The 25305-nt window shown below is 64.1% G+C and carries 25 protein-coding genes and 4 pseudogenes; 15 read left to right on the top strand and 14 right to left on the bottom strand.

Features of this window, described 5'->3' with window-relative positions:
* Positions 1–18: 18 nt before the first annotated feature.
* From JN302_RS31315 to JN302_RS31295, 5 genes are read left to right on the top strand one after another with little or no spacing between them, the layout of a single operon-like run.
* Positions 19–897, top strand: a complete 879-nt coding sequence (locus JN302_RS31315; RefSeq protein WP_202308260.1) for a branched-chain amino acid ABC transporter permease — start codon at positions 19–21, stop codon at positions 895–897.
* On the top strand, positions 897–1877 hold the full coding sequence (locus tag JN302_RS31310; RefSeq protein ID WP_202330277.1) for a branched-chain amino acid ABC transporter permease: 981 nt from the start codon (positions 897–899) through the stop codon (positions 1875–1877). The genes JN302_RS31315 and JN302_RS31310 overlap by 1 nt, the downstream gene beginning before the upstream one ends.
* Positions 1874–2620: an ABC transporter ATP-binding protein gene (locus JN302_RS31305; RefSeq protein ID WP_202308257.1), complete on the top strand. Its 747-nt coding sequence runs from the start codon at positions 1874–1876 to the stop codon at positions 2618–2620. The genes JN302_RS31310 and JN302_RS31305 overlap by 4 nt, the downstream gene beginning before the upstream one ends.
* 2 nt (positions 2621–2622) lie before the next feature.
* A complete protein-coding gene (locus JN302_RS31300; protein WP_202330276.1) occupies positions 2623–3357 on the top strand; it encodes an ABC transporter ATP-binding protein in 735 nt (244 codons plus the stop codon).
* Positions 3326–4216: an SMP-30/gluconolactonase/LRE family protein gene (locus JN302_RS31295; protein WP_202330275.1), complete on the top strand. Its 891-nt coding sequence runs from the start codon at positions 3326–3328 to the stop codon at positions 4214–4216. The genes JN302_RS31300 and JN302_RS31295 overlap by 32 nt, the downstream gene beginning before the upstream one ends.
* A 40-nt stretch (positions 4217–4256) precedes the next feature.
* On the opposite strand, the gene mutL is transcribed toward JN302_RS31295, so the two are convergent.
* Positions 4257–6116, bottom strand: a complete 1860-nt coding sequence (gene mutL / locus JN302_RS31290; RefSeq protein WP_202330274.1) for a DNA mismatch repair endonuclease MutL — start codon at positions 6114–6116, stop codon at positions 4257–4259.
* A 292-nt stretch (positions 6117–6408) separates the two neighbouring features.
* Here mutL and JN302_RS31285 point away from each other — a divergent pair, with 292 nt between their 5' ends.
* Complete coding sequence (locus JN302_RS31285) at positions 6409–6858, top strand: hypothetical protein (RefSeq protein ID WP_202330273.1); 450 nt, start codon at positions 6409–6411, stop codon at positions 6856–6858.
* 239 nt (positions 6859–7097) lie between these two features.
* Here the strand turns inward: JN302_RS31285 and JN302_RS31280 are convergent, their stop codons facing one another.
* The 5 genes and pseudogenes from JN302_RS31280 to JN302_RS31260 form a co-directional block, all read right to left on the bottom strand.
* Positions 7098–7781, bottom strand: coding sequence for a cupin domain-containing protein (locus JN302_RS31280; RefSeq protein ID WP_202330272.1), 684 nt, complete (start codon positions 7779–7781; stop codon positions 7098–7100).
* A pseudogene (locus JN302_RS31275) lies at positions 7771–8715 on the bottom strand (alcohol dehydrogenase catalytic domain-containing protein); the annotation flags it as partial. The pseudogene JN302_RS31275 and the gene JN302_RS31280, both read right to left, overlap by 11 nt.
* 150 nt (positions 8716–8865) lie before the next feature.
* A pseudogene (locus JN302_RS31270) lies at positions 8866–9948 on the bottom strand (flavin monoamine oxidase family protein); the annotation flags it as partial.
* The gene (locus tag JN302_RS39330; RefSeq protein WP_244846050.1) at positions 9945–10163 is read right to left on the bottom strand and encodes a hypothetical protein; all 219 of its coding nucleotides are present in this window, start codon (positions 10161–10163) and stop codon (positions 9945–9947) included. The pseudogene JN302_RS31270 and the gene JN302_RS39330, both read right to left, overlap by 4 nt.
* Before the next feature lie 24 nt (positions 10164–10187).
* On the bottom strand, positions 10188–10463 hold the full coding sequence (locus JN302_RS31260; RefSeq protein ID WP_202330271.1) for a hypothetical protein: 276 nt from the start codon (positions 10461–10463) through the stop codon (positions 10188–10190).
* On the opposite strand from JN302_RS31260, the pseudogene gcvA reads away from it, so the two are divergent.
* Positions 10462–11554, top strand: a pseudogene (gene gcvA / locus JN302_RS40055) (transcriptional regulator GcvA). The gene JN302_RS31260 and the pseudogene gcvA overlap by 2 nt on opposite strands.
* Positions 11555–11641: 87 nt before the next feature.
* Here the strand turns inward: gcvA and queF are convergent.
* Complete coding sequence (gene queF / locus JN302_RS31250) at positions 11642–12103, bottom strand: preQ(1) synthase (RefSeq protein ID WP_202330270.1); 462 nt, start codon at positions 12101–12103, stop codon at positions 11642–11644.
* A 105-nt stretch (positions 12104–12208) separates the two neighbouring features.
* Between queF and JN302_RS31245 the strand changes: the two are divergent.
* Positions 12209–12872 (top strand): annotated as a pseudogene (locus tag JN302_RS31245) (N-methylproline demethylase); the annotation flags it as partial.
* A 255-nt stretch (positions 12873–13127) separates the two neighbouring features.
* Here JN302_RS31245 and JN302_RS31240 read toward each other — a convergent pair.
* Complete coding sequence (locus tag JN302_RS31240; protein ID WP_202330269.1) at positions 13128–14048, bottom strand: LysR family transcriptional regulator; 921 nt, start codon at positions 14046–14048, stop codon at positions 13128–13130.
* 95 nt (positions 14049–14143) lie between these two features.
* Here JN302_RS31240 and JN302_RS31235 point away from each other — a divergent pair, with 95 nt between their 5' ends.
* Entirely contained in the window at positions 14144–15031 is an 888-nt protein-coding gene (locus tag JN302_RS31235) for an aldo/keto reductase family oxidoreductase (protein WP_202308240.1), read from the top strand.
* 342 nt (positions 15032–15373) lie between these two features.
* On the opposite strand, the gene JN302_RS31230 is transcribed toward JN302_RS31235, so the two are convergent.
* Both JN302_RS31230 and JN302_RS31225 read right to left on the bottom strand, forming a co-directional pair.
* A complete protein-coding gene (locus JN302_RS31230) occupies positions 15374–15853 on the bottom strand; it encodes an SRPBCC family protein (protein ID WP_202315175.1) in 480 nt (159 codons plus the stop codon).
* Positions 15837–16187, bottom strand: a complete 351-nt coding sequence (locus JN302_RS31225; RefSeq protein ID WP_202330268.1) for an ArsR/SmtB family transcription factor — start codon at positions 16185–16187, stop codon at positions 15837–15839. Before JN302_RS31225 ends, JN302_RS31230 begins: the two co-directional genes overlap by 17 nt.
* A gap of 107 nt (positions 16188–16294) precedes the next feature.
* Between JN302_RS31225 and JN302_RS31220 the strand changes: the two genes are divergently transcribed.
* Positions 16295–16936 carry a dihydrofolate reductase family protein gene (locus JN302_RS31220; RefSeq protein WP_202330267.1) on the top strand — a complete coding sequence of 214 codons (642 nt, stop codon included), beginning with the start codon at positions 16295–16297 and terminating at the stop codon, positions 16934–16936.
* Positions 16937–17515: 579 nt separating this feature from the next.
* Entirely contained in the window at positions 17516–18316 is an 801-nt protein-coding gene (locus JN302_RS31215) for a class I SAM-dependent methyltransferase (protein WP_202330266.1), read from the top strand.
* Between the two features lie 116 nt (positions 18317–18432).
* On the opposite strand, the gene JN302_RS31210 is transcribed toward JN302_RS31215, so the two are convergent.
* Together JN302_RS31210 and JN302_RS31205 are read right to left on the bottom strand one after the other, a co-directional pair.
* On the bottom strand, positions 18433–18810 hold the full coding sequence (locus JN302_RS31210; RefSeq protein ID WP_244742378.1) for a LysE family translocator: 378 nt from the start codon (positions 18808–18810) through the stop codon (positions 18433–18435).
* Positions 18811–18939: 129 nt separating this feature from the next.
* Positions 18940–19548 (bottom strand): TetR/AcrR family transcriptional regulator, encoded by a 609-nt coding sequence (locus tag JN302_RS31205; protein ID WP_202308237.1) that lies wholly within the window; start codon positions 19546–19548, stop codon positions 18940–18942.
* Between the two features lie 67 nt (positions 19549–19615).
* Between JN302_RS31205 and JN302_RS31200 the strand changes: the two genes are divergently transcribed.
* Both JN302_RS31200 and JN302_RS31195 read left to right on the top strand, forming a co-directional pair.
* Positions 19616–20320 (top strand): DUF4336 domain-containing protein, encoded by a 705-nt coding sequence (locus JN302_RS31200; protein WP_202330265.1) that lies wholly within the window; start codon positions 19616–19618, stop codon positions 20318–20320.
* Between the two features lie 76 nt (positions 20321–20396).
* The gene (locus JN302_RS31195; RefSeq protein ID WP_202308235.1) at positions 20397–20909 is read left to right on the top strand and encodes an adenylate kinase; all 513 of its coding nucleotides are present in this window, start codon (positions 20397–20399) and stop codon (positions 20907–20909) included.
* Positions 20910–21107: 198 nt separating this feature from the next.
* Here the strand turns inward: JN302_RS31195 and JN302_RS31190 are convergent, their stop codons facing one another.
* The gene (locus JN302_RS31190; RefSeq protein ID WP_202330264.1) at positions 21108–21956 is read right to left on the bottom strand and encodes a phosphoenolpyruvate hydrolase family protein; all 849 of its coding nucleotides are present in this window, start codon (positions 21954–21956) and stop codon (positions 21108–21110) included.
* Positions 21957–21963: 7 nt separating this feature from the next.
* Positions 21964–23163 carry a Tm-1-like ATP-binding domain-containing protein gene (locus JN302_RS31185; protein ID WP_202330263.1) on the bottom strand — a complete coding sequence of 400 codons (1200 nt, stop codon included), beginning with the start codon at positions 23161–23163 and terminating at the stop codon, positions 21964–21966.
* 132 nt (positions 23164–23295) lie between these two features.
* Between JN302_RS31185 and JN302_RS31180 the strand changes: the two genes are divergently transcribed.
* Positions 23296–23958, top strand: coding sequence for a GntR family transcriptional regulator (locus tag JN302_RS31180; RefSeq protein ID WP_202330262.1), 663 nt, complete (start codon positions 23296–23298; stop codon positions 23956–23958).
* A gap of 80 nt (positions 23959–24038) precedes the next feature.
* Positions 24039–25304 (top strand): ABC transporter substrate-binding protein, encoded by a 1266-nt coding sequence (locus JN302_RS31175; protein ID WP_244846048.1) that lies wholly within the window; start codon positions 24039–24041, stop codon positions 25302–25304.
* Position 25305: the final 1 nt, after the last annotated feature.

Raw genomic sequence — 25305 nt, 5'->3', positions numbered from 1 at the left:
TTCGCCGAAGGACGCTCAATGTCACAGTTCCTGCAGGTCTTGCTGTCCGGTCTGGCGACCGGCTCCATCTACGCGCTGGTTGCGATCGGCTTCACCCTTGTCTGGCAGGCTGCCCAGACGGTGAATTTCGCCCAGGGCGAGTTCGTCATGCTTCCCGCCTTCTTCGTGCTGATCGGCGTGGGTTACTTCGGCATGCCCTTGTGGATCGCCTTGCTCTTCGGCCTCGCACTGTCGATGCTGGTGCTCGGCGTGCTCTTCAAGAAGCTGATCGTGGAGCCGATCCTCCCGCATGGCGGCATCACGCTGATCATCGCGACGATGGCGCTCGGCATCCTGCTCCGCGAAAGCGTCAAGGAATTCTACGCGGCCGAGGCGCAGCCCTTTCCTGCCATGTTCCCGAGCGACCCGATCGGCGTTTTCGGCGCCGTGGTCTCCTTGCAGGATCTTCTCAATCTCGCGATTTCGCTCTGCATCGTCGTAGGGCTGACGCTGTTCCTCAACCGCTCCCGGACGGGGCGCTGCATGCAGGCGACGGCGCAGAACCCGGCGGTGGCCGAGATCCTGGGCGTCAACGTCAAGCGCATGGTGCTCTACACCTTCATCATCAATGCCGCACTCGCCGCACTCGCCTCCTTCCTGATCACACCGGTCTATCTCGCGAAATTCTCCAATGGCGAGACGCTCGGCCTGATCGCCTTCATCGCGGCCATCGTGGGCGGCTTCAACCAGATTCGCGGCGCGCTGGTCGGAGGGCTGCTGATCGGTGTGCTCGACAACCTGACCGCGACATATGTCACCGCGCAGTATCGCGCCGCGCTGCCGCTGGTCCTGCTCATCGTCATCATACTGGTGCGCCCGCAGGGCATCATGGGCACGTCCGAGGGGAGGGCTGTCTGATGCGCGGCCACTGGCGGACGCTTGCCATTGTCGTCCTGATCGCGCTCGCGGTTCTCGCGCCGCTCGGTCAGGGCAACTACATCATCTATGTGCTCACCTCGTGGCTGGTCTTCTCGATCGCCGCCATGGGGCTGAACCTGACCCTCGGCTATGCCGGCCAGATCTCGCTCGCCCAGGCGTCCTTCATGGCGATCGGCGCCTATGTGACGGCATTGCTGACGCTTGCCGGATGGCATTGGATCCTCGCCATGCCGCTCGGCCTGATCGCCTGCTTCGTCGTCGGCCTGCTCTTGGGTTATCCCGCGCTGCGCGTGAAGGGGCACTTCCTTGCTTTCGTCACGCTGGCCTTCAACACTCTCGTTTTCCTGGTCATGCGCAACGAGGACTGGCTGACCGGAGGAACCTACGGGCTTGTCGGCATGCTACGGCCGGACTTCGGACTGTTCTCGACGATGAAGCAACTGCACTTCTACTATTTCACCCTCGCCGTCACCATCCTCGCGGCACTTGCCATGTGGGGCATCGTGCGTTCCCCGTGGGGCCGCGCCTTCAAGGCGCTGCGCGAGAATCCGATCCGTGCCGAAAGCCTCGGCGTCGACACCCGGCGCATAACGCTTCTGGCCTTCGCCATCGGTTCGACCTATGGAGGCCTCGCCGGTTCGCTCGTCACTCCGCTCGTCCAGTTCATCGAGCCGGGCTCGTTCGGATTGGCGCATTCGCTGCGCATCCTGCTCATGGTCGTGGTGGGCGGTGCCGGCTATTTCTTCGGACCGTTCCTCGGGGCCGGCGTGGTGATCCTGCTGCCGGAAGTGTTGCGCTTCACCGAAGGCTACTACCTCATCATCTATTCGGCCCTCGTCATCGTGATGCTCGTCTTCGTCCCGTCGGGTCTGATCGGCGTGTGGGGACGCGTCCGCGAGAAGCTCTGGCCCGGGCGCCAGATGCGGGCCGACATGAGCGAAGGAGCGCGTCTGAAATGAGCGGCCCCATCCTTTCCGTCCGCGGCATCGAGAGGAGTTTCGGCGGCATCCGCGCCGTTCGAGGCGTCTCCTTCGACGTGCAAAAGGGCGAGATCCTCGGTCTGATCGGCCCCAACGGCTCCGGCAAGTCGACGCTGTTCAACTGCATCCTCGGCCAGCTTTCGCCGGACGCGGGCGACGTGTCGATCAATGGCCGCAAGGTCTCGCGGATGCGGGCCTCGGACCTCAACAAGCTCGGCGTCGGCCGCACCTTCCAGCAACTGTCCGTGTTCCCGAAAATGTCCGTGATCGACAATGTCATCCTCGCCGGACAGGAACACCACGGCACAATGCTGTCGCGCCTGTTCGGCCCTTCGGATGCGGGCCTGGCCGAAGACGCCGACAGGATGATCTCGTTCTTCCGCCTCACCCATCTGCGCGATCAGCTTGCGGGCTCCCTGTCCTACGGCCAGCAGAAGCTCGTCGACGCGGCGATGGCCTTCATGGCCGGGCCAAGTCTCGTGCTGCTCGACGAGCCCGCGGGCGGCGTCAACCTGACCATGCTCGCGAGCCTGAAGGAACGCCTGGTTGCCTACAATGCCGAGCACGGGACGACCTTCGTGGTGATCGAGCACAACATGGAATTCGTGATGAGCCTGTGCACGCGCGTGATCGTCCTGGCGGAAGGTGCGATCATCGCCGAAGGCACACCCGACGAGATCAGGTCGAACCAGACCGTGATCGATGCGTATCTCGGAGGCTGACCATGCTTGAATTGAAGAACGTCTATGGCGGCTACGGCAAGATCACCATCCTGAACGGGGTCTCGTTCACGATCCCGAAAGCTTCGATCACCACGGTGATCGGCCCGAACGGCGCCGGCAAGTCCACGGTCTTCAAGGCGATTTTCGGGCTGCTCGACATTCAGTCGGGTCAGATACTGCTCGATGGCAAGGAGGTCACCCGGCAGACTCCGCGCCAGATGATCGGCCATGGGGTAACCTACGTGCCGCAGGGACGCAACGTCGTGCCGCAGTTGTCGGTCTACCACAATCTCGAACTCGGCGGCATCACCGCGGCCGATCAGGCGAGGGTACGCCAGCGTGTCGAAGCGGTGATGGACCAGTTCCCCATGCTGCGGGAGTTCCGCAATCGCAAGGCGATCGAACTTTCCGGAGGCCAGCAGAAACAGCTCGAAGTAGCGCGCGCATTGCTGCTCGACCCGAAGCTGATCCTGATCGACGAGCCGTCGATCGGCTTGTCGCCCAACCTCGTCCAGGAGGTGTTCCGCACCCTGATCAGGCTTCGCGACGAGGGCGTGACGATCCTCATGGTCGAGCAGAACGCGAAGGCAGCCCTTGCCATGTCGGATTACGGGCTCGTTCTCGAGCTTGGCCAGACACGCATGCACGATGCCGCGTCGAAGCTGCTTGCCGATCCGCGCGTGGGACAGCTTTTCCTCGGCGGCCATGTCGAGAACGCGCTGGCGCATGGAGCCTGAGGCTCTCGACGCCGACCGCAACAGGCTCGGCGAGTGCCCGGTGTGGTGCGATCGTAGGCAACGCCTGTGGTGGGTCGATGTGCTCGAACCGGCGCTCTGGAGCCACGATCCGCAAGAGCGTCAGTGCACCCGCCATCCGGTGGCGGCGCGGCGCATCGGTTCACTGGCTCTGCGGGAGCGGGGAGGACTTGTGCTCGCCTGCGACAATGGCCTGTTCGCCTATGACCCGGACACCGCCGGCCAAGCGTTCCTCCTGGACCCGGAGCCGGGAAAGCGCCAGCATCGAAAGAACGATGGTCGCGTCGATTCCGCCGGAAATTTCTGGGTCGGCACCTTGCGGGAAAGCGACTATGCGCCGGTCGGCGCCATCTACCGCGTGACGCCGGAGCTTCGTGTCACCATGGAAGAGCAAGATCTGGCGATTCCCAATTCGCTCGCCTTCGATCCCGAACGAGGACGGATCTTCTACGCCGACACGAGAGCCTATACGATCTGGGTTCGTGACTACGATCCGGTCACCGGCCGCGCCGGACGGAAGCGGGTCTTTGCAACCACGCAGGCTCCGGCGCGACCCGACGGGAGTTGCGTCGACGCCGAGGGCCATCTTTGGAACGCCGAATACGCCGGCGGTCGGCTGGTGCGATATGCCCCTTCGGGAACGGTCTCGCGGGTGGTCGATCTGCCGGTCAGCCACCCGACTTGCTGCTGCTTCGGCGGAAATCACCTGGACCGGCTTTATGTGACCTCGGCCAGCGAGCCACTCTCCGCCGAGCAGCAACTGTCGGAGCCGCTTGCCGGTCGCGTGCTCGTTCTCGACGTAGGCGTTCGCGGCAGGCCGGAGTTCCGCACAGGCCTGTAGCGTTGCGTGGGTTGCTGACGGACGTTCGAGGCGAATGGGATCACCGGCGCCCGAACAGCCTCTCTATATCGGCGAGCTTCAGTTCGATATAGGTCGGCCGGCCGTGGTTGCAGGTGCCGGAGCCTGGGGTAGCTTCCATCTGGCGCAGCAGCGCGTTCATCTCGTCGGCCTTCAACTGCCGCCCGGAACGCACCGAACCGTGGCAGGCCATGGTCGCCGCGATCGCGTCGAGCCGCTCCTTCAGCGTATCGGTGGTGTCGTGCTCGGCGATCTCGTCGGCGAGGTCGCGCACCAGCGCCTGCACGTCGGTCTCGCCCAGCATCGAAGGCGTCTCGCGTACCGCGACCGCACCAGGTCCGAAACGCTCGACGCCGAGGCCGAAGCGCTTCAGCGTCTCGGAATGCATGGCGAGGCGCTCGGCATCATCCTCGGGCAGGTCGACGATTTCAGGGAGAAGCAACATCTGTGACGGCACCGGGCGCGAGGCGAGCGCCTGCTTGAGCGCCTCGTAGACCAGGCGTTCATGCGCGGCGTGCTGGTCGACGATGACGAGCGAATCCTCGGTCTGCGCGACGATGTAGTTTTGATGGACCTGCGCGCGGGCGGCACCGAGCGGCATGGACAGGAGTTCGGGCGCGACCGCGGTCGCGCCGGCGCGCGCGTCCGCGCTGGCGAGCGGGCCGGTGTCGAAGGCGGCCTGCACTGCCTCGCCGAACGCACGCTCCGCCGAGACCGGCTCGAGTGGCCGGCTGGGCGAGTGCGAAAGGTCGAAGCCGGCCGGAGCGGCAGCCCTGAAGCCGGCGTGGAAGCTGCGATGGCCATTGGCCGGCCCCGCATGGCCGTAGCTCGTCGGCCCGGGGCGGAACGCGCTCATCATGGCGGCCGCGCCCGTCGTAGCCGGACGGATGCCGGAAGCCGCCAGCACCTCGCGGATCGAGCCGATGATCAACCCGCGGATCAGGCCGGGATCGCGGAAGCGCACATCGGCCTTGGCGGGATGGACATTGACGTCGACGGTGGCGGGATCGAGCGCCAGGAACAGTGCCGTCACCGCGTGGCGGTCGCGCGGCAGCACGTCGGCGAAGGCGCCCCGGATGGCGCCCGCGATCAGCTTGTCGCGCACCGGCCTGCCGTTGACATAGGCATATTGCTGCAGGGCATTGGCGCGCGTGTAGGACGGGATCGAGACCTGGCCCGTCAGCGACACGCCTTCGCGCATCGCCTCGATCGACAGCGCGTTCTCGGGAAAGTCGAAGCCGAGCACCTGCGCGATGCGGGCCTTCTGTCCATTGGCGCCGTCTCCTGTCGCCGGCAGGTCGAGCGTCGTGCGGTCGGGGCCCGAGAGCGTGAAACGCACGGCGGGGAAGGCGATGGCGATGCGCTTGACGACATCTGATATGGCCGAGGCCTCCGCGCGCTCGCCCTTCATGAATTTCAACCGGGCAGGGGTGGCGAAGAACAGGTCGCGCACCTCGACCAGCGTGCCGCGATTGGCGGCCGCCGGGCGGGGACCGGCGATCTTGCCGCCGTCGACGCGGATCTCCGCGCCCTCCGAAGCCCCCGGCGGGCGCGAGCGCAAGGTCAGCCGCCCGACCGAGCCGATCGATGGGAGTGCCTCGCCGCGAAAGCCGAGCGAACGGATGTCGTGGATGTCGTCGGAAAGCTTCGAGGTGCAGTGCCTGCCGATCGCCAGCGGCAGCTCGTTCTCGGGAATGCCTGAGCCGTCGTCGGTGACGCGGATGAGGGTGAGCCCGCCGCCTGACGTCGCGATCTCGATATGGCTCGCACCGGCATCGAGCGCATTCTCGACCAGTTCCTTGACCACGCTCGCCGGGCGTTCGATCACCTCGCCGGCGGCGATCTGGTTGATGACGGTTTCGGAAAGCTGGCGAATGGGCATGGCGGAATTATACGCGGATTCGACAGTCCGGAAAGCCGGGGACAGCCGGGGACGCCTGGTATTGATCGGTCTCCGTCCCGCAACTCGTCATCCTCGGGCCCGAGCCGAGCGCAGCGAGGCGAGGTGACCCGTGGATCCGTGCCGTGACGGAGAGGCAGTGCGCAACGTGCCCAAGCTCGCGGAGCAGCGCCTCCGCGTTGGTTCCCCCGTGGAACCACGTCGCACGCAGGAAAGCACCGGCCGCTGACGGGTGCTATTGAAACCCTCCACGCCGCTCGCTCCGAGAGATATCATGAGACTTCCAGCCCTCGTCGCCATCGCCTTGCTTCTATCCGTTCCGGCTCTTGCCGGTCCTGCATCGGATGCGGTGCGGCTCTTCTATTCCCCGCCCGTTTTCGAGGGCGATCCCGCGCTGCGGGGCCGCTTCGTCGACCCGGCCCGCAAGATCTTCGAGGCCAATGACAAGACGCCTGAAGGCGAGATCGGCTGCATCGATTTCGGCGTCGCCGTCGACGCACAGGACTATGACGAAGCCGAGATAGCCCGCACCCTGGAACTGTCGGAGAAAATCTCGACCGACACAGCCGAGGTGACCGCGACGTTCCGCCTGTTCCCCAATGAGGACGAGTCACGGCGCGAGATATTGTGGTCCCTCGCCAAGGTCGGCGGCGACTGGAAGGTCTCCGACGTCGCATCGCTTACCAACGACTGGCGGCTGAGCACCTTCGACTGCGATGAGTGATACCAGCGGTCGCTAGTGGCGAAATCTGACGCTTGGTACCCGGGTACGGAAGACCTGTTTCGACCCCAGGCGGACGTTCACTTGCCCTCGGCCGGACTCACGCCGATATGAAGGGTTTCGGATGCCGGCCTCTCTCAGTGATGGCCGCGGCACCGGGGCCGGCATACCGCCGACTGGCTGTCGCGCGCATAGTTTCCTCAGCCAGGCACGATGGCGCGGTTCGCGACACGACGCTGCGCTCACAGTTCCGGCAGGGAAAGAACGTCAGGGTGAAGGAGCGGCGCATCCTTCATCCAGATCCTTGCAGCCTGCGTGCCGACCGTCGCTTCGAGTTTTGTCCCTGCGGGAACGCGCCCCCAGCTTTGCGCTTCCAGTCGCTCGTCACCGACCAGAAGCTCCCCTGCCAGGACGAGGAACTCCAGCCCTCGGCTGTTCTCGACCGTGATATGCTCGCCCGCCTTCCAGACCTCGACACGTACCTCTTCGTGGCCGTCGTCGAACAGGACGGTCGCGGCGCTGGCACCGGCGCGCGGCTCTGCCTGCTCGCCCTCACCCGGCTTGCGGACGAGCTGCTCCCGATCACCGTCGCGGTACTGCCAGAGGCGCACGAAGATGGTGCAGCCATCCTTCGCGGCGGGGACATGCGAGGTGCCGGGCGGGTTGCGGAAATAGCTGCCGGCCGGATAGTCGCCGTGCTCGTCCTGGAACCTGCCGTCGAGAACGAGGATTTCCTCGCCGCCGGTGTGGGTATGGCGGGGAAAGGCGCTGCCGGCAGCATAGCGCACGATCGAGGTGGCGCGGGCAACCTCGCCGCCGATACGGAACAGCATGCGCCGGCTCACGCCCGCCGCCGGGCTGGGCACCCAGTCGAGCCTCGCGCCGTGGACGATGACGCGCCTGGACAGATCGTCGTTAATGCGCACGGATTGGCTCTTTCATGGTCAACACCATCCGGAACTTGACGTCGCTGGATTTCATCTTCCGGTAGGCTTCGAACGCCTTCTCCAACGGCATGGTCTCGATCTGCGGGCGCACGCCGGCGAGCACGCTGAAGTCGAGCGTCCTCTCATTCTCATAGGGCGTGCCCGTGATCGATCCGAGTACGCTGCGCTCGCCGACGACGAGATGACCGGCGGATAGGGGCAGGGGGTCCTTGCCCGCGCCGAGCAGTACCAGACGGCCGCGAGGCGCGAGGCCGTGCATGAGCGGGGAGGCTGCTTCCGCGTTGCGAACGGTTGTGACGATCGCTTTCGCCCCGCCCATGGACTTGAGCCTGGCAGCGGCATCCTCAGCTTCGGTATCAATATAAAGGTGGGCGCCGAGCTTCAGGGCGTCCTCGGCAATGTCCTGGCCGCGCCCCACGGCGGCGACCTTGAAGCCCATCTTGCGGGCATACTGCAGAGCCATGTGTCCGAGGCCGCCGATCCCCAGGATCGCTATCAGATCGCCGGGCTGCGCGCCGGATTTCCTGAGCGCATTGAAGGTGGCGATCCCGGCGCATAGGATGGGTGCCGCCTCCTCGGAAGCGAGCTCGTCCGGGATCGATACCAGGCCCGTGCCACGCGCCAGCATCATTTCGGCATAGCCGCCGTCGCACGAGGCACCGACGAGGGACTGGTTTTCGCAAAGGTGGAACTGGCCCTGGCGGCACTGGACGCATTCGTTGCAGTGGCCGCCGAGCCGCCCGATACCGACGCGCTGTCCGAGCTTCCAGAGCGAAGGAACGTTTTCGCCGAGGGCAACGATGCGGCCAACGACCTCATGACCTGGCACGCGCGGCGGCTGAAGTGACGGATCGGCCCCCTCGATGTCGGAGACGTCCGCGCCGCAGATGCCGCAGGCTTCGACTTCGATCAGCACTTCGCCGGCACGGGGCCTCGGCGTCGCGCGTTCCACCAGGTCCAGCGTGCCCGGCGTCGTGATCTGCATGGCGCGATAGGTGCTTTTCATGGTTCGGTTTCCTGTCTTCAGGCGGCCCCGGGACGGACGGGCGGATCTGGTCCGTCCGCTCACGATGGCTGCCACGGCATGTTCGGATGTCTCGAGCGCGCCGGCGAGGTAGCCGGGCTCGGCGCGGCTGGTTTCGCTCCCGGCCATCGAGATGCGATCTCGCCACACGCCCTCGACCCATGGCTGGTCGGTTGGAACCGGATGGCCGCCTGTGCGGCGGTCCTTCGCAGTCGCGGTCAGCGGATCGGCAGCCCAGTCCTTGAACAGCGTCGCGCGCGGAGTTCCGGCCTGAGGCCCGAACAATCCTGCAAGTTGCCGGACAGCGCCCGCGACGATCGCATCGCGACCTGCCGCCTCGCGCTCATCGGCGGACAAGCCGACGAAGCCGAAAAGTGCGGCCTTGCCGGAAGCGGTCGTCGCATCGTGGATTTCCACGAGAGGACCGACCATGCTCTGGGCCGTGCCGGAGAGGCCCGCGTCGCGCCAGAACGGACGGTCGTAGAGGGCGAAGACCTTTGCGTGCGGCGCCATCCAGGTCGGCGTGCCACGCCAGCGCCCGGCCGTTGCCGTATCGAGCGCCGGCGTGAACGAGACCGTCGCTTCGAGGAGCCGCGGCGGCAGCGCGAAGAGGACGTGGGCCGCCCTCACGCTTTGCCCGACACCGGTCGCATCGACAAATCCGACCTCGACCGCAGCGCCGTCGAGCGCGACGCGCGCCACCCGCGTGCCGAGCCGGATGCACTCGCCTGGAAGGGCTGCGGCAAGGGCGGAGACGATGGCGCCGGTGCCTCCGGCGAGCCGCATCGACTGCGGTTCCTGTCGAACGCCGCGATAACGCTGCGGCGCTTCCCGCGACATCCGCTGGAAGATAACGTCGCCGTCGCTGTTCTGCGGAAAGCAGGGAAGTCCGAGAGCATCGACGATGTTGCCCATCGCCGGCTGCATGCCGGGCCAGAACCATGAAGGTCCGAGATCGAAACCGTCATCCGACATCTGGCCGCTGGCGTCGGCCGAGAGGATTCGGCCGCCGAGCCGGTCGCGCGCTTCCAGGAGGAGAAAGCCGATGCCGGCCTTGTGGAGGAGACGGGCAGCAAGCAGTCCGGCGAGGCCGCCTCCGACGATGAGGACAGGGTGGTTCAAGCATGTGACTTTCGAAGGCAGGGTTGAGCGTCGGCGCACCAGTCTCCGGGCCCTCGCCGGTTACTGTCGTCCGGCAGTGACGCCGCTTCCAGTTTGCCGACGTCGCGGCCATTGATGGCCGCATATGCACCTTCCGCGATGAAGCGGGCGGCGGTCTCCTTGCCAATCCCGGAACCGCCGCTGGTGATCGCAACAATTTTTCCTTCAGAACGCACGTCTCGTCTCCTGGCCTGGATGGTTCAGGCGTGGACGCGGATCTCCGGATCGGCCGTGAGCAGCGGCTTTGATCCGGTCACCACGTTATCGGTGAACAGCTTGCTCGCGAGGTAGCGCCTGGCGTTCTCGACAGTATCGAAGCCATGCAGGACCTGCACGTCCTCGTCGCGCGCGAGCAGTTCCTTGGATTTGGCGTCCGCAATCGTCTCGAGGAACAATGCCTTGTATTTCTGATAGACGGCCGCCGCGGCGCCGCGGTTCTCGTTGGGGATCTGGAGAGTGACCTGCAGATAGGCCATGGCCGGTCCTTCCGTATGTTCCGCCGGAGCAGTTATCGGCCGGAAGATGCCGCCGCCCGGGCCTCTCCGCAAACGGGAAGATATTGACGGCCGGCCAAGAAAAACTTTAGCGGCGGGGTTGCTCCCGCTGGGCCCGAGGCGGCATCATGGTGTTTTACGAAAAGCAAGAGCAGCCGTGCGGTCTCCTGTCCATCTCAACGCCCTTCGCGCCTTTGAAGCCGCAGCCCGCCATGGCAGCTTTGCCGGCGCCGCCGAAGAATTGAACGTTACGCCCGCGGCAGTCGGACAGCTGGTGCGCAGTCTCGAGGACTGGCTGGGGACCCGGCTCTTCCGCCGCAGCCAATCGGGCAAGGTGCGGCTGACGATGACCGAAGCGGCCGAGGCTGCCCTTGCCGATATCCGGACAGGCCTCGACAGGCTCGGCACGGGGGTTGAGCGCATGAAGGAGGCAGCCTCCGGTGGTGTTCTGACGGTAACCGTCAGTCCGGCCTTCGCCGCGAAGTGGCTGATGCCCCGGATCGACGGGTTCCAGACGAGATGCCCCGACACCGATGTCCGGCTCGATACAAGCCTCAAGCTTGTCGACTATGTCGCCCAGGGCATCGACATCGGCGTGCGCTATGGCGCTGGTCACTGGCCGGGCCTGACTGCCGAAAAGCTTATGGACGAAGAAATCTACCCGGTCGTTTCTCCGGCTCTCCTCACGCGCGCGCATCCAGAGGCTGGACGATCTCGCCACCCAGACACTGATTCACGATCTGTCGGTCGATTCGAACTCTGGCTTTACGTCCTGGGAGACGTGGCTGCAGGCTGCCGGAATGGTCGATGGGGTGAAGCAGCGCGGCCTCAGGGTCAACAACTCGGCCGCTGTTCTGCAGGCGGCGATAGACGGTCACGGCGTGGCCCTCGCACGCAGCATTCTGGCCCATGACGATCTCGCCGCCGGGCGGCTGGTTCGCCTCTTCCCGGAAATCAGCGTCGCAGCGGCGCTGGCCTATTTCGTCGTTTACCGGCCCGAACGTGCCTCGCTGCCCCGGCTCGTGGCATTCAGGGACTGGCTTTTCGAAGAAGCCGCGCAGCCTCGTCCGTGAGAGCCGGCGACCTCGGAGCGCCCCTTCTGGGCGGCGTTACTGCAACCACCCTTACGGCTTTGGTACCGAGCGTCGGAAATCACCAGGTCAGCCGCGTCCGCGATAGGGCGGGACGCCGGTCTCGGGCAGCCACGCTCCCTCGGGCGGTGCGCCCGTCTGCCAGAACACGTCGATCGGAATGCCGCCGCGCGGATACCAGTAGCCGGCGATCCGCAGCCAGAGTGGCCGGGTCGCCTCCGTCACCCGCCGGCCGATCATCACCGTGCAGTCCTCATGGAAGGCGCCATGATTGCGGAAAGAGGTAAGGAAAAGCTTGAGCGACTTCGATTCCACCAGCAGCCCGTCGGGCGCATAGTCGATGACGATATGGGCGAAATCCGGCTGGCCGGTGACCGGGCAGAGCGAGGTGAACTCCGGACAGGTGAAGCGCACGATCGCCGGCACGCCGTCGCCGCGCGTGAAGGGCACGGTCTCCAGCGTGGCGGCTTCGGGCGACGCCGGTGTTTCCACCCTGGCGCCGAGCTGTGTAAGGTTTTCGGTCGAGGTCATGGGAATGCTCCTTTTCAGGGCTCCATAATAATCCTTCACCGGGACGACAACAGGCGATGACCAGCAACGATCCGCTCCTCCAGCCCTGCCGCCTGAATCATCTCGCGCTGCGATGTCTGGGCCGAGAAGGACGACGTGCTGGCGCTCTCGCCTGATGTCGTCGTGATCGCCACCGGCGGCCTGCCGCAGAACCCGCCGCTTGACGCGGGCGCGGAGTTGGTGACGTCGAGCTGGGACATCGTCGCCGGCGCGGTGAAGCCGGCCGAGACCGTGCTGCTCTACGACCACAATGGCGGGCACCAGGGGATGACGGCCGCCGAGATCGCCTCCGATGCCGGGGCAGGGGTCGAGCTCGTCTCGCCGGAACGTTTTTTCACGCCCGAGGTGGGCGGCATGAACCACGTGCCCTATATGCGCGCCTTTCACGAGAAGGGCGTCAGGATCACCATCAACACGAGGCTCGTTGCCGTGCGTCGCGACGGCAACCAGCTTGTCGCCACACTGGGCTCGGATTTCGCCACGGACCGGCGCGACGAACGGCGTGTCGGCCAGGTCGTGGTCGAGCGCTGCCGCTCGACGATTCATATTTGACGCTGAAGCCGCTGTCGCGAAACGGCGCCGCCGTCGACTATGAGCGTCTCGTCGAGGGCGGGCCGGTCCCGAGATCCGGACGGGCGGTTTCGTGCTGTTGCGCATCGGCGACGCGATCGCCTCGCGCAACATCCACGCCGCGATCTATGACGGCACCCGGCTCGCGATGCGGATTTGAGGGGTGCACCGGCCGGGAAGCGATGCGACGGAGCGACGACTTTCGCTCACAGGCGGAAATAGGCGGCAGCCTGGTTGCCTCGTCATGGAAGTTCGAATCCCGCGCGGTCCGCCATCCGCCGTCGATTACACGCCATGTACGATATTCCGCGAGGTAGCTACCCAACAGCCGCCGATCGCCGCATCGGCGACTACGGAGATCTGACATTGGCTGATGCGTCTTCGGTTTTGCGCTGCCCATTCGCACGCTGCATGTTCAGCGGATTCCAAATTGTGCAGCCGGTGCCTTGATGAAGTCGACAAACGCCCGTAGCGGGGTCGGAACCAGACGCCGTCCGGGATAGTAGAGGAACGGCCCAGAGAAGTGTTCCCACCAAGGTTCGAGGATGGGTTCGAGGGCGCCGCTTTCGAAATAGGGACGTAGCCAGTCCTCGAACAGCCCCACGATGCCGACGCCGGCGATCGCTGCATCAACGGCGAGATCGACTGCTCCGCCGATCCCTACGGTCAACGGACCCGTCGGATCGACCCGCACCACCTCGCCTTCGCGCTCGAACTCCCATGGCGTCATCATCGCACCACTCGGAAAGCGGCCGCGCAGGCAGGCATGGCCAAGCAGATCGCGAGGGTGTTCGGGCCGACCATGGCGATCAAGGTAAGCCGGAGAAGCCGCGGTGGCGAAGCGTTGGACACGAGGCCCGATCGGCACCGCGATCATGTCCTGCTCCAGCCGTTCCTCGTAGCGGATGCCCGCATCGCATCCGGCCGCCAACACGTCGACGAAGCTTTCCTCAGTGATCACCTCCAGCCGGATATCGGGATAGGCGGCGAGAAACGGCGGAATGATGCTGGGCAGCACCAGCCGCGCCGCGCTGACGGGCACGTTCAGACGCAACGAGCCCGCCGGCCGGTCGCGAAAGCCATTCACGACGTCGAGGGCCAACTCCACCTCGGTCAACGCCGGGCCGAGCCGCTCCAGCAGGCCATGGCCGGCTTCGGTCAAGACGACGCTGCGCGTCGTCCGGTTGAGCAGCCTGACACCGAGCTGCGCCTCAAGGCGGCGCACCGCCTCGCTCAATCCCGACGCACTGCCGCCGCTTGCGCGCGCCCCATCGCGAAAGCCCCTGGCGCGCGCCACCGCTACGAAAGCGTTCAGGTCACCCAGATCGATTTTCACTGTTCGCCAATCCGCACAGCCTGTCCGGATTGTACTCGGTTATCACCAGGATGGACACCGCCTATCTGTCGTCTTGTCAGACAAAGGAAAAGATCATGACCGGCATCGACAACCAGTCCGAAACCTTCGCCCTCGGCGACCGCGCTGTGAAGCGACTCGGCTACGGCGCCATGCAGCTCGCAGGGCCTGGTGTCTTCGGCCCGCCCAAGGACCATGATGCGGCATTGGCTGTGCTGCGTGAGGCCGTCGAGCGCGGGGTCAATCACATCGACACCAGCGACTTCTATGGCCCCCACATCACCAACCAACTGATCCGCGAAGCGCTCGCGCCTTATTCCGAGAATCTCGTCATCGTCACCAAGATCGGCGCACTGCGAGGCGCGGATGGATCATGGCTCCCGGCCTTTTCGCCCGAAGAATTGACCCGCGCCGTGCATGACAATTTGCGCAATCTCGGGCTTGACGCACTGGATGTGGTCAACCTTCGGATCATGTTCGACGTGCACGGCCCCGCCGAGGGGTCCATCGAGGCGCCGCTCACTGTCTTGGCCGAGCTTCAGCGGCAGGGCTTGGTGCGTCATATCGGGCTGAGCAATGTCACCCCCACGCAGATTGCCGAAGGACGCAGAATTGTCGAGATCGTCTGCGTGCAGAACCAGTACAATCTGGCGCATCGGGCTGATGATGCGCTGATCAATGATCTTGCCCGTGACGGCATCGCCTATGTGCCGTTCTTTCCGCTCGGTGGCTTCACTCCGCTGCAGTCGTCCGCCTTATCCGACGTCGCCCAGCATCTCGGTGCCACGCCCATGCAAGTCGCGCTTGCCTGGCTACTTCGCCGCGCGCCCAACATTCTCCTGATCCCAGGCACCTCGTCCGTTGCGCACCTGCGGGAGAATCTTGCCGCTGCCGAATTCGATCTGCCTGGCGATGCGCTCAGGGAGCTGGACGGCATTGCTAGGCGCACAGGTTCGATCACGTAATAGCAGCAGGCAAAATCCAGCGTGGGCGGAAACTGCCATGCATATTCGTCGCCTTCGAAGGTACATTTAGGAGGGACTTGGAGGGCTATGGCGTAGACGCAGTTCTCCGTTTCGTCGTTCTCGGCCCGCCAAACCCCGCCGATTGCCCTCGACAGCGCGATATTGCCGTCGATCACCGCACCCGCACCAAGCGGCGCCGAGAACCGCCGATTGTACGCTACAGCCCGATCTATCTTGAAGATCAGCGACGGCATTCCCGTCGTTGGGATTGGGCCGCAAAGTCCTGAAAGCAGTCGATCATGGCGCCATGGCAGCGACCGGAAACCTCCAGATGTGCTGCGTTCAGCCATCCAGCCAGGCGGCCAGACCATCAAGCGTTTGCAGGCCATACTCCACCGCGCCGAAACCGACGACCACCTGACGCCGTTCGCGGCTTGGGTGAAGCTGGCGCATGGTCAATACGGTCTTGCCGTCGGTCTGCTCATCGAAGGTAACCGTCATGTAGAAGCGCTCAGGGTCGTCGAGGTCCGGGGTGCCATAGTCCATCACGATCAGTTCGTTGGGCACGATCTTCAGGAAGCGCATGAGGTTGGGAAAACGCTGCTGTCGGCCATCGAACTCGCCCACCATGTCGAAGCGCCATTCCCCGCCCTCGCGGATATCGGCCTCGTGGTTCTCGATGCTGAGGCCAGCCGGGCCATACCATTGCGCCAGCGCTTCCGGGTCCATCCAAGCGGCGAAGACCTTATGGCGCGGGTGCTTCAGCACCTTGACGAGCACGATCTCACGGTCGAGCGACCAGGTCTCAAACAGCTTTTCCATCGTCATTCTCTTCCGTCCTGTCCAAATAGGCTTCCAGCCGGTCGAGCCGCTCGGCCCAGCGTCGCCGCTCCGCTTCCATCCAGTTTGCCGCCTCCTCGAAGCGCGCCCGCTCCAGCCGGCACCAGCGGCTGCGCCCGCGTTTCTCGCTGGCGATCAATCCGCAATCCTCCAGCACTTTGAGATGCTGGGCAAAGGAGGGCAGCGCCATGTCGAAAGGCTCGGCCAGGACACTGACAGGCATCTCCCCTTCGACAAGCCGCGACACCACGGCGCGGCGGGTCGGGTCGCTGAGGGCATGAAAGGCAAGGTCGAGTGGGGTCGAATGATAAGGCATGCGCCACGGTAAGGCGGATCGTCCACCTGCGTCAACAATAATAAGGCACTTGCCTTTGTATCCTGCCCATATTAATAAGGCATCTGCCTTACTATCAGGAGAACCTAATGGCAGTACGTGTCGACCTTCTTATCTCGCTCGACGGTTTCGCAACGACGACGGACCAGACACCCGATAACCCGTTCGGCTCCGATTGGTCGCGGCTGGTTGGAGCGTACGTCGCCACAAGGACGTTTCGGGAGCGCGTGCTCAAGGACACCAGCGGCAAAGGCACCACCGGTCTCGACGATGCGTATACGAAGGATTACTTCACCAACATTGGCGCCGAGATCATGGGGGCCGGCAAGTTCGGCCTGCACAACTTTCCCGATGATCCGAACTGGAAGGGCTGGTGGGGCGACGAGCCGCCATTTCACTGCCCGGTCTTCGTCCTGACGCACACGCCCCGGCCATCAATAGAGATGGCTGGCGGCACCACGTTCCACTTCCTCGCGGCCGACCCGGTTGATGCGCTGCAGCGGGCCGAAAAAGCCGCAAACGGCAAGGATGTTCGGATAGGTGGCGGACCAACCATGGTCCGCGACTATCTCAAGGCCGGACTTGTGGACCGCCTCCATGTCGCCATTGCTCCGATCCTGCTGGGGCGGGGCATACGCCTCTGGGACGGGTTGCGCGGATTGGAGGCCGGCTACACCACCAAGACCGAAACGGCCGAGAGCGGGACCGTCCACCTCACGTTCCAGCGCTAGCCATCGGCCAGCGGCTTACGGCGGTCATGGGCTATCCAGACTTGGCCCTTGGCTGCCTTCCGGGGCTTCGGAACGCTGCGTCCATGGAGCAGCCACTCAATTGTGCTCAAACGCTGCCGAAAATCACCAGTCGCCCCAACGAGCGGCCGTTCTCCAGGGGCAAGGCCTCTACCTCGAGCCGGAAATTCTTCTCTGCAGCTCGTCGAGGAGGAGGTACTCACCAGGCGTGAGCGCCGTCACTTCGTCAGGACGGGCGCGCAAGGCCGAGGCATTCCTGAAGCCCCTCCGTCGACGGGGTCCGATCGTTCATCGATGATCGCGGCAAAAGCGGCCTTGCGTGCCGCCTCCGACAGGCCAGCGCATTCATCCGGCGACTTCTCCAGCAACGCCAGCACGGTGCCAGTCCTCATCGCGTGGATGAGGTCGACCGCGCGGTTTCGACCGTCTCCGCCCTTCGCAGTCTACCGGGAAATGTCGTGAAAACGGTGGCAAGCGGGCTTCTCTCGCGCTTGGCCGTCACAGCCCCGTCATCTCACTGACGGACGGACTAGGACTGATTTGCAGTCGCCGGGAGCGCCTATGACCGAGTTGAAGAGAGCCCGATATGACAGCTCTATCTTGAGCTTTCAGCAGAAAAGAGGACAGGAATCTTCAGCCTTTTTCCTGCCTTTTCTTCAATCCGATATGCGCCTGCTCGATGTTGGTTGTGGGCCAGGAAATATTACAGCGACGATCGCGCCGCACGTTAGGTCGGCAGTCGGCATTGACATCCAGCCTCGATCGATCGCCGCGGCAAATCATCTTGTCGAGGAGACCGGCAACCTGTCGTTCGCTGTAGCTGACATGACGGCCCTGCCGTTCGCCGAGGGGGAGTTTGACGCCGTCTTCTTCCACGCCGTCCTCTATCATCAGGATGCACCGACGCTGACCAGAACGCTGGCAGAGGCGAGACGGGTGCTGCGGCCAGGAGGCTTGGTCGCCACGAGGGACGCTGATGCCGGGGGCAATATACTGCATCCGGATCTGGCAGGGCTCAGGACCTCGCTCGACCTTTGGCAGAGATGGTATGAACATGATGAGCCTGATGCTCTCCACTTTGGCCGGCGGCAAGGAGCAATCCTGCGGTCGCACGGTTTCGTGCCGCTCTGGACGGGAGCGAGTTACGTCAATCATAGCGCTGACGACCTGACCCGCAGAGAAGCGGTCAGGGATGCCAAGCAGAGCCTGAGTTCTCTCGGCCCGAAGCTGATCGGCAGGGGGCTCGCAACGGAAGCCGAGCTCGATGAGGCCCGATCATCTTGGGATGCCTGGGCAGGCGAACTCGACGCCGTCTATTTGCGATGCCGGTGCGAGTGCGTTGCCCGAAAGCCGAAATCTTGATGTCCGCGGCGGATCAGCCGGCGACCTTGGCTGGGTCCGGCGTGAAGGCCACGAAGGTCCGCGATGTGGAGATTCGATGCGTCACGTGTGGATGCCCGCTTTCCATGGCCGGGCAATCAGGCAGCAGGGCGCTTCGTCAGGGCCAGGCCGATGCCGAGCGCGATCATCGCGCCTCCCGACCCCTCCCGCAGGCGGCGGATCAGGCCGGGACGCACTCCGGCGCCTTCCCTGATACCGCTGGCAGCAAAAGCGACCACGATGTCGGCGAGGGTGTTGAGCATAACCGACACGAAGCCGAGCACCACGAACTGCAATGCGACGGGCCCCGTGGTCAGCTCCACGAACTGGGGAATGAAGGCGAGAAAGAAGGCGGCCGTCTTCGGGTTCAGCGCCTCGCTGACGCGCAGCCGCCCACTGCGGGCAACCCACCGCACCTTTCGCGCAGCACGCGCGGGAGAATTCGCCGCCACCGATCCGACGCTGGCGAATCTCATCGGGCGCGCGCCGGCTACACTGCGCGAGGTGCTCGCTCGTTAGCGACCTGCCCGGTGGCTTTGCCTCTTGCCAGGGGCCCGATTGGTGGGAGCCAGACGGCGGTTCTCAATATCGATCCTCGAGCCGTGTCACGTTCTAAAACCGGCGCCATCGGCTTGCGACGAGGACCGTTCGGCAATGCCTTCGACGACGATACGGATGACATGTCTGATCTCGTCGTCGCCAAATGACCCTCTCGAAAGGGCCGTGAGCATTGCCTGCCCATAGATCCCAAGCAGAACCAGCGACATGAAATTGGGGTCCTCATCTTTGCGGACGACGCCCTGCTGTTGGCCGAGCACCAGAAGGTCTCTGACGAGCCGCTGGAAGGACGGGCGATCGGATGGCGGTTCGAGCGACGGTCGTTCGGAGGGGGCGAGCGCCAGTCTCGCGATCGAAGGATTTGCAAGGCACCAGCGCGCGCTGTCGAGAAAGACGAGTTCGAGCAGAGCGAATACGTCTTCGTTTGCCTCCATGCGCGCGCGATAGATTGCATCGCCCGCTTCCGCGCGGGCGATGAGGCGCAGGGCGATTTCCTCTTTCGAGCTGAACAGATTGTAGACCGTCTTGCGGGTCAGCCCCGCGCGCGTCGCGATTTCCTCCACGGAGGTGTTGGCAAACCCCAACTCCCGAAACGCAGCGTCGGCAGCATCGAGGATGAGACTTTGAGACCGCTCCGTTCGCTTCGGGATTGCCATATTTTTACAATAGTGTAAATTTACACATGTGTAAACTGAGGCGGCCCATGGCCGATCTTTGGCGCCAATGGTCGCTGTTCTTAAGGAATTCGGTCCCGAGATATGGATCGCGGACGGTCCGGCCGTCACGGCGGCCGGCGGCTTTCACTATCCCACGCGCATGGCCGTCATCAGATTGTCCGGTGGCGGTCTGTTAATATGGTCGCCGACGCAGTTCTCGGATGATCTTCGCGCGGCGGTCGACGCGTTGGGCGAGGTGCGCTACCTGATCCCGCCCAATTCGCTTCACCACACGTTCCTCGGCGGTTGGCAGCACGCTTACCCCAATGCAGAGGTCTATGCGCCGCCGGGCCTGCGAGATAAGCGCATGGACATCAGGTTCGACGGCGACTTCGACGATGCTCCAATTGCGGATTGGGTGGATGACATCGATCTGGCCGTCATCCGGGGCAACCTTATCACGACCGAGATTGTCTTTTTCCATCGCAGAAGTGGAACGGTGCTTTTCACCGATCTCGTTCAGCATTTTCACCCCGGATGGTTCAGTGGCTGGCGAGCAATTGTGGCCCGGTTGGATCTGATGGTGGCTGCCGAACCATCGGTACGTCGAAAATTTCGCGTCGCCTTTATCGATCGTCGCGCCGCGCGTTCGTCCATCCAGCGTGTTCTGGCATGGCCCGCCGAGAAAGTGCTGATGGCCCACGGAGACCCGGTCGTCGAAGGTGGTCAGGACTTCATACGTCGCTCATTTCGCTGGTTGGCTGGCCCATGACTGCATTCCACCGTTGTGGATATGCTTGCCGCGTGCAACCGTGGAGCCGGCGCACCGATCGGCTGCAGGGCATGAAATGGCTCGGATCATCATACTGGGAAACACGGCGGGCGGAAAATCCACCCTTGGCCGGCAGCTCTCAAGGAAAAGAGGACTGCCGTATTTCGAGATAGACCGCCTTTACTGGCAATCCGATTGGTCGGTCGCGCCGAGGGATGTCTACGAGCAGCAGCACACGGACATAATCGAGCAGGATGCATGGATCGTCGACGGCGGCGGTGATCTCCCTTCCATCCACGCCCGTATCGAGCGCGCAACGGAAATCATTCTGATAGACATGCCGCTTTGGGTTCACTTTTGGCTTGCAGCGGAACGCCAGATGGCCTGGGCGAGCGGGACAATCGAGCATCCTCCAGCGGGCAACCGCGACATGCCGCCGACGGGCAAGCTTTTCGAGATAATCTGGACAGTCGACCGCGAATGGATGCCCCGCCTGAGAGCGCTGTGCGCCGAGCAGGAGGCCATGGGGAAAGTCGTCACTCGGTTGAAATCCATCGATGATCTCAACGCCTATACCCAATCCGGGTAGGGACTGATTCCCTGAAGGTTTTTCGATGCGGGCCGCAGCGAGATGTTTGCCGCTGGCGTTGGCGGCCCGCGTTGGAAAAGCTTCAGGACAGCGGACTGGCGGCTTCCAGTGTCGGCGAAACGAAGAGCGGATTTTCAAACCGCTTGGGCCGAGGTCTCGGATTGGGCTCAAAGGATACGTTGGGCCCCCGCAAATTCTTCAGCCTTCGGTCGTGGGAATATCCCGCTGGCTGGCAAAGCGGGCGACCTGCTCTCGAATGGCGATTTCTGTTGGTAGGCGTTCCATCGAACTGGCGCCATAGAAGCCGTGGCATATGGCCGTGCGGGCCAGCACATAGGTGGCGTCTTCGGGCATGGCGATGGGGCCGCCATGGCAAAGCACGATGATTTCGGGGTTGACGCTGCGGGCTGCCGCGGCCCAGGCGTCTATGTCGGAAATGCATTGGTCGAGCGTCTTCGCGGTCTGCGCGCCGATGGCACCGCCGGTGGTCAGGCCCAGATGGCAGACGATGATATCGGCACCTGCCCTGGCCATCTTGGTGGCATCGTCGGTGCTGAAGACATAAGGCGTGGTAAGCATGCCCTTGGCCGCGGCACGGGAGATCAGCGTAACTTCCAGATCGTAACTCATGCCGGTTTCTTCGAGATTTGCGCGGAATACCCCGTCGATCAGCCCAACCGTGGGAAAGTTCTGTACACCCGCAAATCCGAGGGCGGCGAGTTTGTCGAGAAACTGGTCGGGCAGCATGAAGGGATCGGTGCCGTTGACGCCGGCCAGGACTGGGGTACTGCGGACCACGGGCAGCACTTCATGAGCCATTTCGACGACGATGTCATTGGCGTTGCCATAGGCCAGCAGCCCGGCCAGCGAACCGCGGCCGGCCATGCGGTAGCGGCCCGAATTGTAGATGACGATGAGGTCGATGCCGCCGGCCTCCTCGGCCATTGCGGAGAGGCCGGTGCCGGCGCCGCCGCCGACAATGGGTCGGCCGGCCGCGATCTTGGCGCGGAGGCGGGCGAGGATTTCGGTCTTGGTCGGGCGGGTCATGAGAGGCTTATCCATTGGCGATCTGGCGGAAATTGTCGGCAAGGGCCGCAGCGAAGAGCGGGTCGTTGATATGAAGGTCGAGTTCGACCAGCCGGCGGTTGGGGGCCTCGATCCAGCCCGTTCGGATGGCATCGAAGAGTGCCGCGTCGGCCTCGGGATCATGGAACGGCTGTCCCGGCGCATCGATGGCCGAGACGCCCTTGAGAGGAATGAGGAAGCGGACCTGCCCGTCCATGCGGTTGAGGCGTGACATGATGAAGGTGCCGATCGCCCGGTTTTCCTCTGCTGTGGTTCGCATCAGCGTAACCTGCGCATTGTGGACGTGGAGCCGCCTATTGGCGAACCGGGTCGGTACCGTATCGCGCGCGCCGAAATTGACCATGTCCACGGCGCCGACCGATCCGACATAGGGAAGACGGGTGCGGATGGCGGCGCCGAACCGGTCGTCGGTGGCTGGAAAGACGCCGCCGACCAAAAGGTCCGGCACCTCGGTCGTGGTGACATCGATGAGGCCGGCTACCAGGCCGCTGTCGGCAAGCTTTTCCATCGATTGGCCGCCCACGCCGGTGGCATGGAAGACATAGACGTCGTGGCTGGCCTCCATGATCCGGCGCACCGTGGTGACGCAGTCCGTGGTAACGCCGAACATGGTCATGCCAAGGCCGGGCTTGTCGCTCGCGGCGGCGGGCACCGGATGGAGGGCCATGCCCGCGGCGGCATGGGCGGCATTGCCGATCACCTTGCGCGAAATGGCGTTGAGACCGGCCACGTCGACCACCGAATACATCATGGCGAGATCATTGGGGCCGACATAGGGGGCGGTATTGCCGGAGGCGACGGTGGAGACCATCAACTTGGGCAGGCCGATGGGCAATGAGCGCATCGCCTCGGTGACGAGCGCGGTATTGCCGGTGCCGCCCAGGCCGAGCACGGAGCCGATATCGCTGCGGGTGGCGAGGTAGGCGGTGAGGGCACGGGCCATCGCGGAGACCGCCTGGCCGCGATCGGTCAATCCCAGCACCGCTTCGGCTCCCTGGGGATGATGCGCGGCAATCTCAAGCGCCGAAATGTCCGCACCTTCGCTCACGCCCTGCGTGCCCGTATCGAGCAGGACCGCGCTGCCCCCGGCCTGGCGCACCGCCTCGGCGGCAAAGCGCAACTCGGGACCCTTCGTGTCCATCGTTCCGACCACATAGACCTTTGCCATCGCATCCTCCCATCAGCACGACGCCGGCTGCCGACGCCCCGGCAGAGTATGCAAAACTCTTATCGTGAATTTTCCATCTTGTATACTCATGAAAATATTGTATGCAATTGGGAACAGGCAAACGGAACCACCATGAACGCACCCCGCCACCTGACGCTGCGCGAACGCATCTACGAGGAAATCGTGCGGATGATCGTTTCGGGCGAACTGCCCAGCGGCGCGCCGCTCGACGAAAAGGTGCTGACCGAAAAGCTGCAGGTGAGCCGCACTCCTTTCCGGGAGGCGTTGGGCACGCTTGCCAAGGAGGGGCTGATCGAGATCAAGCCCTATCGCGGCTTCTACGTGCGCAGTTTTTCGCGCAAGGAGGTCGAGGACCTCTATGAACTGCGCAAGACGCTTGAATGCTTCGCGGTCCGGCTCGCCGTGCCCAATATGAGCGACCGGCATATCCAGGCTTTCGAACGTATTCTCGACGAAGCGGTGGCTGCGCTCGAGGCCGGCGACTTGGCCGTCTATGGTGCGCGCGACAGGGTGTTCCACGAAACCATTGCCGAGCTTTCGGACAATGCGGCGCTGATCGAAACGCTCAACCGGCTGGCGCTCCAGATCCAGATCGGTCGCACCATTGCCAATGAAAGCCGCGATTTCGCCCAGCGTGCCGCGCGGGAACGCGACGAAATACTGGCAGCGTTCCGTGCCCGCGACATCGCTCGCGCAAGTGCCCTGATGGCGGCCCACATTGCCGACGTGCAACGTGCCGTTCTCGAACGCTTCCATAACGAAGAGGCGAAGTAAGCCCGGCCGCCGGACGGCCAGTTGTGAACTGCACCAAGACGCAGTGCCGGCAAACGGCACGCTCAACAGGAGGAAGAAAAATGCAGAGACGAACTTTGATGGCGTCTGCCCTTGCGGCACTCGCCGCCGCCGTCACGCTCGGAGCCGCCACCGCCGCCCGGGCGCAGACCCTGGTCATGTGGGGTCCCGAACAGATCACCGAGCCGCTGGTCGCCGAACTCTGGAATGGCATCAAGTCCGATTTCGAGGCGGCCAATCCGGGCGTTACGGTCGAGTTCATGCCGCCAACCGGCAACATCTCGAACGGCGCCGTACAGGCGGCGATCCAGTCCAATGCCGGCCCGGACGTGATGCTGACCAATTCGGGCATTGCGCGCGTCACCACGGTGGTCGACGCGGCCTTGGTGGCGCCATTGACTGCCGCCTACACCGAGCGCGGCTGGGACAAGCAGATATATCCCTGGCTTTATAAAGAGCTCAAGTCGCAGCGCGGCGGAGAAATCTATGAAGTGCCCGACGGGCTCGACGCCCTGGGCATCTGGTATCACAAGGACATGTTCGCCGAAAACGGGTGGGCCATTCCGGGCACCTATGCCGACTTCCTGACCCTGATGGGCAACATCAAGGAAAAAGGCATCAACCCGATTGCCATCGGGCCGCGTACGGCCGGAAGCGCCGGGCACCTGTTCGGCAACATACTCCAGGCGTCGAGCGGCTCGCCTGTCGTCGGCGAGGCCATTGCCGGCAAGCTGCCCTGGACCGATCCCTCCATAGCGCTGGGTGCGGTGCGGGTGCGCGAACTGGTGGACGCCGGTTTCATCGACAAAGACATGGCGGCACTCGATCTCGATGGCGCAGCTCGCCTTTGGTTCAACAAGCGTGCGGCCATGTTCGTGGCCGGCCCCTGGTTCACTGCCAATGCCCGCAATGCCGGCTATGACCTTGCCAATGCCGGCTTTGCCGCCATGCCCAGCGATATCGGGGTCGCCATGCCCACCGGAGGCGTCGGCTGGAGCTGGATGATCCCAGCCAATTCCAGGCAGCCGGAACTGGCCATGAAGTGGATCGACTTCATCCTTTCCGAAGAGGTGATGAAGCGCCGCGCCGAAAATCTGGCCAGCACCATGCTCTATCCCCGCGCCATCAAGGGCTACAATCCGCCCACGCAGATCCTGGCCGAAATCTTCAGCGCGGCGGCCGGCGGCGTCGGCTACAACCCAAGCGTCTATCTGCCGGCGAGCGTGCTCGATACCTACTTCCAGGTCATCCAGGGGCTGATCAGTGCCCAGATCACCGGCGATGAGGGCATGGCCCAGATTCAAGCCAAGATGGCTGAGGCGCATTAGC

The organism is Mesorhizobium sp. L-8-3, from assembly GCF_016756615.1.
In the GTDB taxonomy this organism is placed as follows: Bacteria; Pseudomonadota; Alphaproteobacteria; order Rhizobiales; family Rhizobiaceae.
This window is presented reverse-complemented; position numbering and strand designations above follow the sequence as displayed.